Source organism: Mesorhizobium sp. LSJC280B00 (genome assembly GCF_000502835.1).
Classification (GTDB): Bacteria; Pseudomonadota; Alphaproteobacteria; order Rhizobiales; family Rhizobiaceae; genus Mesorhizobium.
On the sequence record NZ_AYVL01000014.1, the window covers coordinates 140,077 to 153,425 of the forward strand.

Sequence of the window (13,349 nt, forward strand, 5' to 3'; positions counted from 1 at the left end):
CTTCGCCAAAAATATCGTTGGCTCACAGGAATTGAGCCACTGAAACATTTTATTAAACAGGTCGGCACTGTGATGAAACATTCGCCGGCTAGATCAGCAAGCGTCACGATTTGGTCGGATTCGGCCAGCAAACGCAGACACGAAGACGTTACCAGGGAAGAGAACAATGCCTAAGCAAGAATCCAACCGCGCCAAGCAACCGGCGCTCGCCAGCCACTACCGGGCGATCGGCCCGGCAGCAATCGTCGCAGCTCTTCTGCACACCGCGAAGAAGAAGAAGCCGGCGCAGAAGATCGTTTCGCCGCGCGCTGCCTGAGAATGCCGTCGGGAAGGTTGAGGCGCTCACGGCGCACCCAGCAATAGTAGCTTTTGCTAAAATAAATTCATCTGACTGTCGTTCGCGCCGGACTTCTGGCGCCTGACCTTCTTAGGCTCAGGCTCGACGACGCCCTTCTCCTGAATCTCCGGCCCGGTATTGGCGACCTTGTTGACGAGGTCGGAAACCGGGATCGCTTCGAAGAAATCGGGCTGGGCGGGTCTCAGCAGATGGGCCACATCGCGCGGCTCGAGCGTGCTGCAATCCAGCCAGCGCGCGAAATCTTCGGGATGGATCACCACCGGGATGCGGTCGTGGATATGGGCAGTATCGGCATTGGCGTGGGCGGTCAGAATGGCGCCGGTGTCCATTTCCGAGCCGCCCGGCTCGGCATAGGTCTCAATCAGCCCGGCGAAGGCGACAAGCCCGCCACGCCTTGGCCGCACCCAATAGGGCTGCCCTCTTCTGCCACCGGTTTGGTGCCATTCGTAGAATCCCGAAGCCGGTACCAGGGCGCGGCGATGGCGCATGGCAGCGCGAAACGACGCCTTTTCCGAAGCCCCCTCAGAACGCGCGTTGAACAGCAGCGGGAAGTTACGCGTATCCTTGACCCAGGCCGGGATCAGGCCCCAGCGCACCAGCATCGAGCGGCGGTCGGGCAGGTTCGAGCCCGGCGCCTGCGGCAATCCGGCGAGCGCCATCAGCACCGGCTGCGTCGGCGCGATGTTGTAGCGGGCCGGAAACTCCTCAAGTTCCGCCAGGCTGAGAAAGGCGGCGGTCTGGTCCGGAGTGGCGGTCAAGGCAAAGCGTCCGCACATGAATTCAGCTCTCGAATTGGTGGCATGTGAAAGTGGCCATGGAACCCGCCTTTCGCAACCGCTAAAGCTGTTCGCCGACGGCCGGTCCACAACGGGCTATGCCAATCGAGCGATCCGAAGCCCATGGAAGCACGCAAGATCATTCCGGCAGTCTCGGTCTGCGTCGTGCGCGAGAACACGGTGCTGCTGGTCAAGCGGGCCAGGCCGCCCTCGCAAGGCCTCCATGCCTTTCCCGGCGGCAAGGTCGAAGCCGGCGAGACGCTGGAACAGGCAGCACGGCGCGAATTGCTGGAAGAGACCGGATTGCAGGCGCGCAGCTATCGGCCGCTGCGGGAAATCCACATCGACGGCAGCGGCGACGGGCATCCGGTCGACTACTGGCTGACGGTGTTTGGGGCCGATTATGCTGGCGGCGAGGCGGTGGCCAGCGACGACGCCGAGACCGCGGCTTTCTATACGCTGGCCGAAATGACAGCGATGCCGCTCGCCGATGCGGTGTTTGAAATTGCGGACGATCTACTCGGTCCCAACAAAGACGGCGGGACCTGAGCCAGAGAATCGCCTTGCAGGCGACAAATTGTTTCAGCACAAGGACTCATGAGCCGCACGTCTTCGTTTCTCGCCGCATGCCTCGCCGTCAGTGTGGTTGTCGGTGCGCGCCCGGCGATTGCCGCCGAAGCACCGTTCGAGCCCGGGCTGATGCGGCTGGCGGAAGTGCTCGGCTCGCTGCATTTCCTGCGTAATCTGTGTGGCGAGAAGGGCGATCGGTGGCGAGCCGAGATGGAAAAACTGATCGCATCGGAAAATCCGAACCCGGAGCGGCGCGCCCGCTTCATCGCCAGCTTCAACCGCGGCTACCGGTCGTTCGGCGGTACTTATACGCAATGCACCGCCTCGGCGACGGAAGCCATCAGCCGCTACATGAAGGAAGGCGAGACGCTGTCTCGCGACATCGCTTCGCGCTACGGAAACTGACGACGGCAGCTGCCGTTCCGGCAAACCGGCATCAACCGCCGGCGCTGTGGGCGGCGGACGCGTTCGACACTTCTCCGCTTGCCTCGGGTGAGGTCTTGGTGCAAACCTGATGTTGCACTTTTGCAACTATGTTAACGAAACGTTAGCGCGCGAATGTGAAATTAACTCAAACTGAAGGTTTCCGTCCCCTTGGCCGGCCTAATCGGCTAAGTTTGAATCGGATCGGACGCAGGTTTGCTGGACGCGACGGAATTTGTAGAAGACGACCAAAAAAATGTCGTATTTACAAATACTTACTGCGCCTGCGTGTAAAAGGGACAACTCAAGCTTGATCCCTGTCCAACGGATCACCGCTTGAAAGGGTGGAAATCGCAATGGAACATGGCGTCAACGACATCGACGCGCTGGTCAGGGAAGAAAAGCGCCTGACCGCCGTGGAAAGCCACAGCGAAGCCTGGGCAGAAGGATTGTCGGCCGGGATCGAGCCGGAAATCATCGCCGAGGCAGCCCTCGAAACGGCATTCGGCGAAATGCTGCGCACCAATGGCGAGACCTCGGCGCTTGCCCTGCTCGATCGCATGCGTGAAAAGGTGATTGCCGGGGCCTTCGAGCCCGAAAGACTGCGGCACTGACCCCGGTTCTTTGACGACGGCGCGCCGCCCGGACATCATATCCGGGCACATGGACGGGCCTGGAACCAGGGAGTAGCAGGCGGTGAATTTTTCGATATCAGGCAAGCCGCACGGCCTGGTCCTCAGCATTTGGCTCACCGCTTCCTGCGCCATGATTCCTTCTGCACTGTTTCTTGCGAGCAGTCCCGCTCACGCCCTCAGCGAGATCAAGCGCGAAGACCTGCCCTCGCCGGTCACGCCGCCGCCCGACGGCGACGTGTCGCCGCGTGGAAGTACCGTGCCGATGCCCGGCCCGCTCGGCACGACGCCACCTGCAGCCAGCCAGCCGACTCCGTCCGACGAGCCGGAACAAACCGAACCGATAGGGCCGGCCAATGATGGCGGCGTGGCCAATCCGCATGTCGATCCCGACGCGCCTGTGCCCGAAGTCGTCTACGACCTCGCCAAGTTGCCGGAACCGGTCAGGCGCATGCACGATCTGATCGTCGAGGCGTGCAAAAGCGGCGACATCGAAAAGCTTCGGCCGCTGATCGGCACGGGAGACATGATGACCCAATTGTCGCTGGGCGACATGGAGGGCGACCCGATCGCCTTCCTGAAAGGCCTTTCCGGCGACACGGAAGGCCAGGAGATCCTCGCCATCCTGGAAGAGGTGCTCAATGCCGGTTTTGTCCATGTCGATGCCGGCACGCCGCAGGATCTCTATGTCTGGCCCTATTTCTTCGCCCTGCCGCTGGACAAGCTCGATGCCAGGCAGCGGGTCGAGCTGTTCAAGATCGTCACCGCCAGCGACTATGACGATATGAAGCAGTTCGGTGCGTACATCTTCTACCGAGTCGGCATCACGCCGACCGGACAATGGACGTTCTTCGTCGCTGGGGATTGAGTGATTTAGCCTGGCCCCTATGGAGGCAGGGAGCTTAGCCCGCCAACGCCTCGGAAAACTCCACCGCCCTACCCTGGCCCGGCGCGACGATCTCGCCTTCCCACATCACGCGCCGGCCGCGAACGATGGTGCCGACCGGCCAGCCGGTCACCTGCCTGCCGTCATAAGGCGTCCAGCCGACCTTGGAGCCTTGCTGGGCGTTGGCGATGGTCTCGCGGCGCTTCAGATCGACGATGGTCAGATCGGCATCGTAGCCGGCGGCAATACGGCCTTTCCTGGCGATGCCGAAAATACGCTGCGGGCCGTGGCTGGTCAGGTCGACAAAGCGCTGCAACGTCAGCCGGCCGGCGTTGACATGATCCAACATGATCGGCACCAAAGTCTGCACCCCGGTCATGCCGGACGGCGACGCCGGATAAGGCTTTGCCTTCTCGGCCAGCGTGTGCGGCGCATGGTCGGAGCCGAGCACATCAACGATGCCTTGCGCAACGCCGTACCAGACCCCGTCGCGATGGCGCGTGGCGCGCACCGGCGGGTTCATCTGGATCAGGGTGCCCAACTGCGCATAATCATCGGCGCTCAGCGTCAGATGATGCGGCGTCGCCTCGCAGGTCGCGACATCCTTGTGCTGTTCGAGGAAGCCTATCTCCTCGGCGGTCGAGATGTGCAGCACATGGATCCGGGCGCGGACCTGGCGCGCGATTCGCACAAGGCGCTCGGTGCAGCGCAACGCAGCGATCTCGTCGCGCCACACCGGATGTGAGGACGGATCGCCCGCGATGCGCTCGCCAAGCCGCTCGCGCAGCCGGAACTCGTCCTCGGAGTGAAAGGCGGCGCGGCGGCGTGTGTTCCTCAGGATCGAGGCAACGCCTTCGTCGTCCTCGACCAGCAGGTCGCCGGTGGACGAGCCCATGAAAACTTTTATGCCGGCCGCACCTGGCAGCCGCTCGAGATCGCCAGCGTCTTTTGCATTGTCGCGGGTCCCGCCGACCCAGAAGGCAAAGTCGCAATGCATGCGGCCGGTGGCACGCCGCACCTTGTCGGCAAGGGTTGCCTCACTGGTGGTCAGCGGATTGGTGTTCGGCATCTCGAAGACGGCGGTGACGCCGCCGAGCACCGCTGCCCGCGAGCCCGTCTCCAGATCTTCCTTGTGCTCCAGGCCCGGCTCGCGGAAATGCACCTGGCTGTCGACGACGCCCGGCAGGATGTGCAGCCCACGGCAGTCGATCGTCTCACCGGCCGACGCCTCGCGGAGGTCGCTGATGGCAGCGATGCGCCCACCATTGATGCCGACGTCGCGAAAACCCTGGCCGTCGTGATTGACCACGGTGCCGCCTGTCAGGATGAGATCGTAGATGGGGGCCATACGGATCCGGTCTCTTGCGGGGGAAGTGCCAGCGGCTTACGTAATGACCAATAGTTTTGCAAGATCAGGCTCGTTTTCCCACCATGCCCTTTGCCTCGCTCAGAGATCGCGCACTCGTTTCCGTGTCCGGGCCGGATGCCGAGCACTTTTTACAGAACATCCTGACCACCGACCTCGACGTGCTCGGCAGCAGCGAAGCAAAGCCCGGTGCGCTGCTAACGCCGCAAGGCAAGATCCTTTTCGACTTCCTGATCTCGCGCGCCGGCGAAAATGCTTTCCGACTTGAATGCCGTACCGAGACCGCCGATGATTTCATGCGACGGCTGACGCTCTACAAATTGCGCGCCAAAGTCGAAATTGCCAAGCTGGATCAGCCGGTTGTGGCCGTCGCATGGGGAAGCGATTCAACCATTTCGCAATTTGAATCAGCACCGTTTGCTGATGCGCGGTTTGTCGATACTGCCGTCAAGCGCTTCTATGATGACACCGCAGATGGCGGCGACCTTGCCGCATGGCAAGCCTTTCGCATCGCCCATGGCATTGCCGAAAGCGGTGCGGACTACCAACTCGGCGACGCTTTTCCGCATGACGTGCTGCTCGACGAGATCGGCGGTGTCGGCTTCAAGAAAGGCTGCTACGTCGGCCAGGAGGTCGTCTCGCGCATGCAGCATCGCGGCACTGCCAGGCGTCGGGTGTTGATTGTCTCGGCCGAACGCACCCTGCCCACTTCGCGCGCAGAGTTGACCGTGGAGGGGCGACCGGTCGGCACGCTTGGCTCGACCGCGGCCAGGACAGGCCTTGCCATTGCCCGCATCGACCGGGTCAAGGCAGCGCTCGACGCCGGCCTGCCGGTCCTGGCGGAGGATGTCGCCGTGTCGCTCGCTATCCCGTCCTGGGCGAAATTCAGCTTTCCGCAGGAAGCCATCGGCGCGGAGGACGCCTGATGGCTGCAGATCGCGCCGGGGCGCCGCCGCGCGCCTGGCAGCGCATGCTGTCCGGCCGACGGCTCGATCTGCTCGATCCCTCGCCGCTCGACATCGAGATCTCCGATATTGCCCATGGCCTTGCCCGCGTCGCACGCTGGAACGGCCAGACCAGAGGCGATCACGCCTTTTCGGTCGCCCAGCATTCGCTGCTGGTCGAAACGCTTGTCGGCGAGCTGATGCCGGATGCCGACGCCGACGCGCGGTTGGCGGCGCTGCTGCACGACGCGCCGGAATATGTCATCGGCGACATGATCTCGCCGTTCAAATCCGTGATGGGCGGCAGCTACAGGGATTGCGAGATCAGGCTGCAGCGCGCCATCCATCTGCGCTTTTCACTGCCGGCCGAACTCGACGCGGGACTGCGCAAGGAGATCAAGCGAGCGGATCAGATCGCCGCTTATTTCGAAGCAACGCTGCTTGCGGGTTTTTCGACGGCAGAGGCGACGGAGTTCTTCGGCAGGCCGCGCGGCTTCAATGCCGAGCGCTTCGACGTCACGCCGCGCTCGGTGACTTGGGCGCAGAATGCCTTTCTCAAACGCTTTGCGGCGATCGAAAAGTCTCGACGCCAGACTGCCGTTCCAGCCGGCTGAAAACGGTAAATTAACCGGCAGGGACAACAGTGCCATGGTTAACCATGGTCCATAGGCTTGCCTCATGCCCGTTGCCGGTATCAAGGCTGGTTCGTCCGTCCGCCGACGGAGGGCCAAAGGCGTTGGTCAGCCGCAACCTATTGAAGACGAGCTGCGCGAACAGAACGAGCGTTTTTCGGCAGCGGTCGAGAACATGTCGCATGGCCTGTGCATGTTCGATGCCGATGAACGGATGATCATCTGCAACAGGAACTACATCAGCATCTTTCGCCTCGACGCCGAAGTGGTGCGGCCCGGCATCCGGTTTTTCGACATCCTCCAGCACAGCGTGGATATCGGCATCGCCTCGCAAAGCGCTGAGCAACTCTATGCCATCCGCAAGCCCTATATCGACCAGGCAAAACCTTCCACCTATGAGGAAACGCTTGCAGACGGGCGTATCGTCAACATTTCGCACCGGCCGCTGGCGTCAGGCGGTTGGGTATCGATCTACGAGGACATCACCGAGCAACGGCGCGCCGAGCAGGAGTTGAAGGAGCAGCACCGCCGTTTCGACGCGGCACTTGCCAACATGTCGCAAGGCCTTTTGATGTACGATGCGGATGGCAAGCTGATCGTCCGCAACGAACGTTTCCTGGAACTTTATCATGTCAGGCCGGCCGACTTCCCGCTTGGCATGAGTCACCATGATGCGTTCAAGCGGCTGCTGGAACTGGGCATTTATACAAAGCTCGACCCCGACAGCGAAATCTCGCAAATCGAAGCCTGCCTGCGGGCGGGGAAAACACACGTAACGCATCGCCATCTCGCTGACGGCAGGACGCTGCTGGTTGCGCGCCGGCCGATGAGCGGCGGCGGCTGGGTCGCGACGTTCGACGACGTCACCGAGCGCAGGCGTGTGGAAGAGCGCATGACCCATCTTGCGCACCACGACACACTGACGAACCTGCCCAATCGCTCGATGCTTCGCGAACGGCTCGACCAAGCCCTGAGTGAGACGAGAGACGGATCGCTGGCGATATTCTCGCTCGACCTCGATCACTTCAAGGCGGTCAACGACACTTGGGGCCATCCTTCCGGCGACTGGCTGCTGAAATGCGTGGCCGAACGGCTGCAACGGTGCCTGCGCAATGAAACGGACGTTGTCTCCCGCTTCGGCGGCGACGAATTCGTCATCATCCAGTTCAATCTCAAAAGCCCGGGCGACGCGGAAAAGCTGGCCAAACGCATCGTCGAGATCATCGGAAAGCCGTTTCGCGACAAAAGACACGACATGCGTGTCGGCATCAGTCTCGGCATCGCGCTGTTTCCGAATGACGGCAAGGACGCCGACACTTTGCTGAAAAATGCCGATATGGCGCTCTATCGGGCAAAGAGCGAAGGGCGCAACCTGTACCGCTTCTTCGAACCAGCCATGGACGCGATGGTGCGGGCACGCCGGGCGCTCGAAATCGATCTCAGGGCAGCGCTGTCGCGCCGGGAATTCGAGCTGGATTTCCAGCCGATCATGAACATCGCCTCCGGCGAAATCGTCGGTGCCGAAGCCTTGATGCGCTGGCGTTCGCCGGTGCGCGGCCTGGTACGGCCGGACGACTTCATTCCGGCCGCCGAGGAGACCGGGCTGATCGTGCCGCTTGGAGAATGGGCGCTGCGAAAAGCCTGCACGACCGCGGCAGGCTGGGCGGCTTGGCGGATCGCAGTCAATGTCTCCGCTGTGCAGATCAAAAGCGGTACCTTTGCCCGCAGCGTTATCTCGGCACTGGCGTTCTCGGGCGTGCCGGCCAACCGGCTTGAACTGGAAATCACCGAAACCGTGCTGATGGACGAGAGCGATCTGGTGCTCAAGACACTCAGGCAGCTACGCGATCTGGGCGTCCGCATCGCGCTGGACGATTTCGGCACCGGCTATTCGTCGCTGGGCTACCTCAGGCGCTTTCCCGTCGACAAGATCAAGATCGATCGCTCTTTCACCCGTGACATCGACAGTCGCGATACCGCGGCGATCGTGCGCACCATCATCGGGCTTGGCGCACAGCTGGGCATCACCGTCACCGCCGAAGGTGTCGAGACCGAAGCGCAGCTTGAATTCCTGCAAAAGGAGGGTTGTGTCGAGGCCCAGGGCTATTTGATCGGGGTGCCGTCAAAGGCGTCGGACATTAATCGGCTGCTGAAGTCGAGCGCGACGATCCGGCAGTCCGGCTAAGTGCGACAGTCTCGCGGAAGCGCGGGCAACCGCCTTAGATCTCCTTGAGATGACGCTCGATCCGCGTGTTAATTCCTTGATAGGAGAAGGCGGCATTCAGGTGTGGCGAACCAGGAGGTTCCCAACGGGTCAGAGATGTCCGCTCAATGCCTCCACCATATCCTTGTTCGTCGCCACGGGAACAATCTCGAATTCGACCAGATCCGCCCATTCGATGACCCACCGCTGCAGGAGCGTGACGTCATCGGCCTCCACCAGCAGGAAGCAGCGGCTCATATCCGCTGCGATCCAGCTGTGGTGCACGAGAAGCGCGTCCGGCTTCAGGCGGCCCTGGTCGCGAAACGGCGGTAGATCTCCTTGCGGTCGCAGCCGCGAAAATCCTCGGTTACGAAGAACAGCATCTTTTTCCCCTCAGTTCGGATATTATCGCCCCGGCCGGTCCAGCCGCTCCAGGAACCACTGCGTCAGCCGCACCCAGACCTCGTCTTTTTCGCCGGAGTCTTCCCAGCCGTGGTCGAGGTTGGGGTTGTCGTTGACCTCGATGACGAAGACGCCGTCCCTGGTTTCCTTGAGGTCGACGCCGTAGAGGCCGTCGCCAATGCAGCGCGCCGCGCTCACCGCCGTCTCGACGACATGGGCCGGTGCTTCCTTCAGGGTGAAGGTCTTGATGCCGCCCTGGTCGGGCTTGCCGTTGGCCTTATGATTGACGATCTGCCAATGTTTCTTGGCCATCAGATAATGAACGGCAAACAAGGGCTGGCCGCCGAGGACACCGACACGCCAGTCATATTCCGTCGGAATGAATTTTTGCGCGATCAGGAGGTCGGAATCCTCCAGCCATTCGGTTGCGAGCGTCTTCAACTCTTCAAAGGTGCCGCATTTCTTGACGCCGCGCGAAAACGAGGAGTCCGGGATCTTCAGCACCAGCGGGAAGCCCAGCGTCTGTGCCGCAACGTCCAGGTCCGAGGTGCCGGCAATCATCACCGTCGGCGGCACCGGTACCTTGTTGTAGGTCATCAGCTCGTTGAGATAGACCTTGTTGGTGCAGCGGATCATCGACAGCGGATCGTCGATGACCGGCATGCCTTCCTGCTGGGCGCGGCGGGCAAAGCGGTAGGTGTGGTTGGAGATCGAAGTGGTCTCGCGGATGAACAGCGCGTCGTAGTTGGCGAGCTTGGCCAGATCCCGCTTGGTGATCGGCTCGATTTCGACGCCCATCTTTTCAGCGATCTTGGCCCAGTGGCGCAGCGACGAAATCTCCGACGGCGGCAGTTCCTCATGCGGATCGACCAGCGTTGCGAAAGTGTAGCGCGCCGGCGTGCGGCCCTTGGTGTCGCGCCACTCGCGATTGGTGTAGGTCTCCAGGCACTGGAGAAAGTGCGTTTCCTCGTCCTCGGTCATCCTGGCCAGGGGATGGAACCCGATCTTGCGGATCGAGGCCCATTCGGCGCTGTCCCTGATGTGGAGCTCGAGCGCCGGGGCACGGAACCAGTCGAACAGAAGTTTTGCGAAGCGGTCCCATATCCTGGATGGTCCGATGCCGAAGAAGATGCAGACCTTCTGCGGAAAAGCGCCACCCAGGTCCTTGCGGCACTTGTTGAGTGCGAGTTCGAGTTCCGGCAACGCGTGCTCATAGAGCTTGCGTTCTGACAGGTCGATCATCGTTTCGACCGTCGGGATGACCTTATGGCCGCGCGAACCGGCAAGCAGCGACGCGTAATAGCCGCGGCTCTGGTAGCCATAATTGTTCGACAGGTTGATGACCTTCGGCCGCTGACCGCGAAACAGTGCCGGATGGGCAAGGTAGTCGCGATTGGTGATGATCTTGTGCGGCGTCGCCACCTGGTCGAGATCGTTCTGCCGGCCGGTAAGGATGACCCAGGTCATTGGCTGTCGCGCTTTCCGAGAGTGATGGCGGCGCGCAATCCGTCGCGGCCGAATTGCGCCATGTTCATGAAGATGCCGTAAGGCACGGGAATGTTGGCAGCATCGAGGATCGTCTCCTGCCGCTCGTCCTCGACCCAAGGGTCGTGGATCAGGATATGATCGCCGTCGTCACCGATGGCCAATACCCAGTGCGGAACCTTCTTGCCGAACATCAGGAAGCCGCTGATCAGGACCAGCACCAGTTTTCCCTCTGCGATCGCGGTGCGAATGTCGTCAAGCCCGAATGAACGGTAATTCACCGGGATACCGTAAAGTTCCGCGCGGCGGCGAAAGTCGACCTGCGCCAGCTCCATGACCCGGCGCTTGTCCTCGCTGCGCACCGACTGCAGGAACAGCGCGCCGTAGAAGGAGACATAGATCTCAGCAGCAAGCCCGCTCTCATAGCCGGCGACGGCCAGCCCGAACGGTTCGCAGCCGCCCGGCCCCGACATCATGAAAACGGTCGTCGCCTCACGCCACAGCCTGATTTCCATAACAGGGTCCGGCACGAATCCGGGGTCGAAGTTAGCCATCGCCATCATCAGGCAGCATGGTCCGCAGGTGAATTCGCAAGTCTGCTGATAAAACGGCACTTCGGTGGCGACCGGAATGTCGCCGCGCAAGGTCTTTTCATAGCGCAGCGCCGTGGCGCCGTCCTCGTAATAGTCCGGTTCGCGGCCGATCTTACGGTAGCCGCTCTGCTCGTAGATCTGGATGGCGCGCGGATTGTCTTCGCGGACTTCCAAACGAAGCATCATGCGGCCGTGCTCGAAAGCGGCGGCTTCAGCCTCTTCCAGCAGCAGGCGGCCAACGCCGCGGCCGCCGAAAAATGGACCGACGGCGATCGAATAGAGCCGCGCGACGCCGCTGCCCTTACGAAACAGCACGACCGCATAGCCGGCGACGTGGCCATCGTTCTCGCCAACCAGCAGTTCGGCGGTGTCGCGTTCGATCAGTTGGCGAAAGGAGCGGCGAGAAATGCGGTCGCTCGAGAAAACAGCTTTTTCGATGGCGGCGAGGTCATCGACGTCGGACGCGCGGGCCTTGCGAATCTCGGCAGGCATGCGGGCTCAGAAAACCTCGATTGGGTTGTGGAAACGGCCCTAGTCTAAACATCGGTCACACCAGCCGAAGTGCCAGCATTCAGCAAGCGCTATCGCACCTCGATTAGGGCCGAATTGTGACAGTTTTTAAGGCAGCCAGGTCGCGCAAAGGCTTTGAAACGACCTTCGTGTTTCGGCATCGGCGCGGCTATAGAAAAACGAGATCCTGCTCAGCTTTTCAAGCCCGCCAGAAGCTGGCCATAGGCGCTCTTGGCCACCGCGGCCAGCTGCTCGTGCGGCAGCGATCCGACGACGGCGCAGCCATAACCCTTGTCCAGCCAGTAGACGGCCTCAGGACCATTTTCCTCCGACCCATAGGTGCCTTTGGCCTTGGCCGCCGATTCGGCGATTACGAAGAGCGAAATGCGCTCGCCCTTGTCGTCCTCGTAAAGCAGCATCGCGGCCTTGCCCTGGCCGGCAGGCAGTAGCCGGCCACCGACCAGTTGGAATCCCTGCGCCGCCAGATCCGGCGCGACCAGCTTCAAACCCACCTGGTTAGACAGCCAGTTCTGCAAATGATCCTTGTCTCTTGCCGGCACTTCCACAGCATGCCGCTTTTCAGCGGCATAGATGACGTGGGCGGCAATCGCCTCTTCGGCAAGCTGGTCCTCGGCCGTATTTTCCAGGCCGAGGCCGCCGATGCCGGCAAGATAGCCGCCAGCACCGCCAATCACCAGGATGGCGGCAGCGGCGGCCGCAAGCCACCAACGCGTGCGCGACGGCGACGCTTTGACCACCGGCGCCTCGCCGAGCACCACCTTATTCAGCCGCACCGGGATGGGTTCGTCCAGCACGCCGTTAAAGGCCGCGCGCAACGCTGCCCGGTCGGCGGCGTAGCGTGCGCTCTTGGCCTTCATCTCGGCATTGGCCTCGAGCCATGCCTCATAGGCCGTCCGCTCGTCGCCTGGCAACTCGCCATCGAGAGCCATGTGGATATCGCGTTCGGAGAAATCGCGCCGGCTCATTTCTCGACGATCCTTATCGAGCGGCGGCGCGCGGTGTCGTCCAAAAGCCCGCGCAACTCCTCACGCCCGCGCGCGATGCGCGACATCAAAGTGCCGGCGGGGACTCCAAGGATGTTGGCGGCTTCGGCATAGGAAAACCCTTCGATGGCGACCATCACAAGGGCCGCGCGCCGGTCTGGGCTGATCGCCTGCAGAGCCTCGACGATCTCGCGCGAGGCGATGCTCTCGACCTGCTCGGCGGGTGCTGCCTGCGCCTCGCTCGCCTCCAGCGGCAGCATCGCTGCCTCGCCACGCCGGTTCACCTTGCGCATCTGGTCGATGAATAAATGATGCATGATCGTAAACAGCCATCTCCTGGGGCTTTCTCCTGTCTGCCAATTGTCGAGCCGCACAAGTGCCCGCTCGAGACAATCCTGGACGAGATCGTCGGCGGAATCGCGGTCGCGCAACAGCGAGCGTGCATAGCGGCGCAGACGCGGTATTTCACCAAGGATTGCTGCCTTCTTTTCGTCCATGACCGCTGGTTCTGGAGCCCTGTCCATGGTGATTGAACGCGCCTTCGCGGCGCGGCGCAAGCGGCCAG

The 13,349-nt window shown here is 62.0% G+C and carries 15 protein-coding genes; 8 read left to right on the top strand and 7 right to left on the bottom strand.

Features of this window, described 5'->3' with window-relative positions; translation table 11 throughout:
• The first annotated feature begins 166 nt into the window (after positions 1–166).
• On the top strand, positions 167–316 hold the full coding sequence (locus X773_RS74630; protein WP_023677745.1) for a hypothetical protein: 150 nt from the start codon (positions 167–169) through the stop codon (positions 314–316).
• A gap of 56 nt (positions 317–372) precedes the next feature.
• Here X773_RS74630 and X773_RS59020 read toward each other — a convergent pair whose 3' ends face one another.
• Positions 373–1,134, bottom strand: a complete 762-nt coding sequence (locus X773_RS59020) for an SOS response-associated peptidase (protein WP_023677746.1) — start codon at positions 1,132–1,134, stop codon at positions 373–375.
• A 123-nt stretch (positions 1,135–1,257) separates the two neighbouring features.
• Between X773_RS59020 and X773_RS59025 the strand changes: the two genes are divergently transcribed.
• The 4 genes from X773_RS59025 (at position 1,258) to X773_RS59040 (ending at position 3,627) form a co-directional block, all read left to right on the top strand.
• Complete coding sequence (locus X773_RS59025) at positions 1,258–1,683, top strand: NUDIX hydrolase (protein ID WP_023677747.1); 426 nt, start codon at positions 1,258–1,260, stop codon at positions 1,681–1,683.
• A gap of 48 nt (positions 1,684–1,731) precedes the next feature.
• Positions 1,732–2,109 (top strand): TIGR02301 family protein, encoded by a 378-nt coding sequence (locus tag X773_RS59030; RefSeq protein WP_023677748.1) that lies wholly within the window; start codon positions 1,732–1,734, stop codon positions 2,107–2,109.
• Positions 2,110–2,483: 374 nt separating this feature from the next.
• Entirely contained in the window at positions 2,484–2,741 is a 258-nt protein-coding gene (locus X773_RS59035; RefSeq protein ID WP_023677749.1) for a hypothetical protein, read from the top strand.
• A gap of 82 nt (positions 2,742–2,823) precedes the next feature.
• Positions 2,824–3,627, top strand: coding sequence for a hypothetical protein (locus X773_RS59040; RefSeq protein ID WP_023677750.1), 804 nt, complete (start codon positions 2,824–2,826; stop codon positions 3,625–3,627).
• 34 nt (positions 3,628–3,661) lie between these two features.
• Here X773_RS59040 and X773_RS59045 read toward each other — a convergent pair whose 3' ends face one another.
• On the bottom strand, positions 3,662–4,993 hold the full coding sequence (locus tag X773_RS59045; RefSeq protein ID WP_023677751.1) for a dihydroorotase: 1,332 nt from the start codon (positions 4,991–4,993) through the stop codon (positions 3,662–3,664).
• Positions 4,994–5,076: 83 nt separating this feature from the next.
• Between X773_RS59045 and X773_RS59050 the strand changes: the two genes are divergently transcribed.
• The 3 genes from X773_RS59050 (at position 5,077) to X773_RS59060 (ending at position 8,772) form a co-directional block, all read left to right on the top strand.
• On the top strand, positions 5,077–5,937 hold the full coding sequence (locus X773_RS59050; protein ID WP_023677752.1) for a folate-binding protein YgfZ: 861 nt from the start codon (positions 5,077–5,079) through the stop codon (positions 5,935–5,937).
• Positions 5,937–6,569, top strand: a complete 633-nt coding sequence (locus X773_RS59055; protein ID WP_023677753.1) for an HD family hydrolase — start codon at positions 5,937–5,939, stop codon at positions 6,567–6,569. Before X773_RS59050 ends, X773_RS59055 begins: the two co-directional genes overlap by 1 nt.
• A gap of 64 nt (positions 6,570–6,633) precedes the next feature.
• Positions 6,634–8,772, top strand: a complete 2,139-nt coding sequence (locus tag X773_RS59060) for an EAL domain-containing protein (protein ID WP_023677754.1) — start codon at positions 6,634–6,636, stop codon at positions 8,770–8,772.
• A 129-nt stretch (positions 8,773–8,901) separates the two neighbouring features.
• Here the strand turns inward: X773_RS59060 and X773_RS78150 are convergent, their stop codons facing one another.
• The 5 genes from X773_RS78150 to X773_RS59085 form a co-directional block, all read right to left on the bottom strand.
• Positions 8,902–9,075 (bottom strand): DUF3303 family protein, encoded by a 174-nt coding sequence (locus X773_RS78150; RefSeq protein ID WP_245274738.1) that lies wholly within the window; start codon positions 9,073–9,075, stop codon positions 8,902–8,904.
• Between the two features lie 120 nt (positions 9,076–9,195).
• Positions 9,196–10,659 carry a RimK family protein gene (locus X773_RS59070; RefSeq protein ID WP_023677755.1) on the bottom strand — a complete coding sequence of 488 codons (1,464 nt, stop codon included), beginning with the start codon at positions 10,657–10,659 and terminating at the stop codon, positions 9,196–9,198.
• On the bottom strand, positions 10,656–11,762 hold the full coding sequence (locus X773_RS59075; RefSeq protein ID WP_023677756.1) for a peptidase C39 family protein: 1,107 nt from the start codon (positions 11,760–11,762) through the stop codon (positions 10,656–10,658). The genes X773_RS59070 and X773_RS59075 overlap by 4 nt, the downstream gene beginning before the upstream one ends.
• A gap of 209 nt (positions 11,763–11,971) precedes the next feature.
• Positions 11,972–12,766, bottom strand: a complete 795-nt coding sequence (locus X773_RS59080) for an anti-sigma factor (protein WP_023677757.1) — start codon at positions 12,764–12,766, stop codon at positions 11,972–11,974.
• Positions 12,763–13,281 carry an RNA polymerase sigma factor gene (locus tag X773_RS59085; protein ID WP_023677758.1) on the bottom strand — a complete coding sequence of 173 codons (519 nt, stop codon included), beginning with the start codon at positions 13,279–13,281 and terminating at the stop codon, positions 12,763–12,765. The genes X773_RS59080 and X773_RS59085 overlap by 4 nt, the downstream gene beginning before the upstream one ends.
• Between the last annotated feature and the right edge of the window lie 68 nt (positions 13,282–13,349).

Coding starts and splice junctions, on each gene's coding strand:
- X773_RS59080 (WP_023677757.1), bottom strand. CDS start 12,766: ATGAGCCGGCGCGATTTCTCCGAACGCGATATCCACATGGCTCTCGAT.
- X773_RS59020 (WP_023677746.1), bottom strand. CDS start 1,134: ATGTGCGGACGCTTTGCCTTGACCGCCACTCCGGACCAGACCGCCGCC.
- X773_RS59060 (WP_023677754.1), top strand. CDS start 6,634: ATGCCCGTTGCCGGTATCAAGGCTGGTTCGTCCGTCCGCCGACGGAGG.
- X773_RS74630 (WP_023677745.1), top strand. CDS start 167: ATGCCTAAGCAAGAATCCAACCGCGCCAAGCAACCGGCGCTCGCCAGC.
- X773_RS59025 (WP_023677747.1), top strand. CDS start 1,258: ATGGAAGCACGCAAGATCATTCCGGCAGTCTCGGTCTGCGTCGTGCGC.
- X773_RS59055 (WP_023677753.1), top strand. CDS start 5,937: ATGGCTGCAGATCGCGCCGGGGCGCCGCCGCGCGCCTGGCAGCGCATG.
- X773_RS59050 (WP_023677752.1), top strand. CDS start 5,077: ATGCCCTTTGCCTCGCTCAGAGATCGCGCACTCGTTTCCGTGTCCGGG.
- X773_RS59085 (WP_023677758.1), bottom strand. CDS start 13,281: ATGGACGAAAAGAAGGCAGCAATCCTTGGTGAAATACCGCGTCTGCGC.
- X773_RS59070 (WP_023677755.1), bottom strand. CDS start 10,659: ATGACCTGGGTCATCCTTACCGGCCGGCAGAACGATCTCGACCAGGTG.
- X773_RS59075 (WP_023677756.1), bottom strand. CDS start 11,762: ATGCCTGCCGAGATTCGCAAGGCCCGCGCGTCCGACGTCGATGACCTC.
- X773_RS59030 (WP_023677748.1), top strand. CDS start 1,732: ATGAGCCGCACGTCTTCGTTTCTCGCCGCATGCCTCGCCGTCAGTGTG.
- X773_RS59035 (WP_023677749.1), top strand. CDS start 2,484: ATGGAACATGGCGTCAACGACATCGACGCGCTGGTCAGGGAAGAAAAG.
- X773_RS59045 (WP_023677751.1), bottom strand. CDS start 4,993: ATGGCCCCCATCTACGATCTCATCCTGACAGGCGGCACCGTGGTCAAT.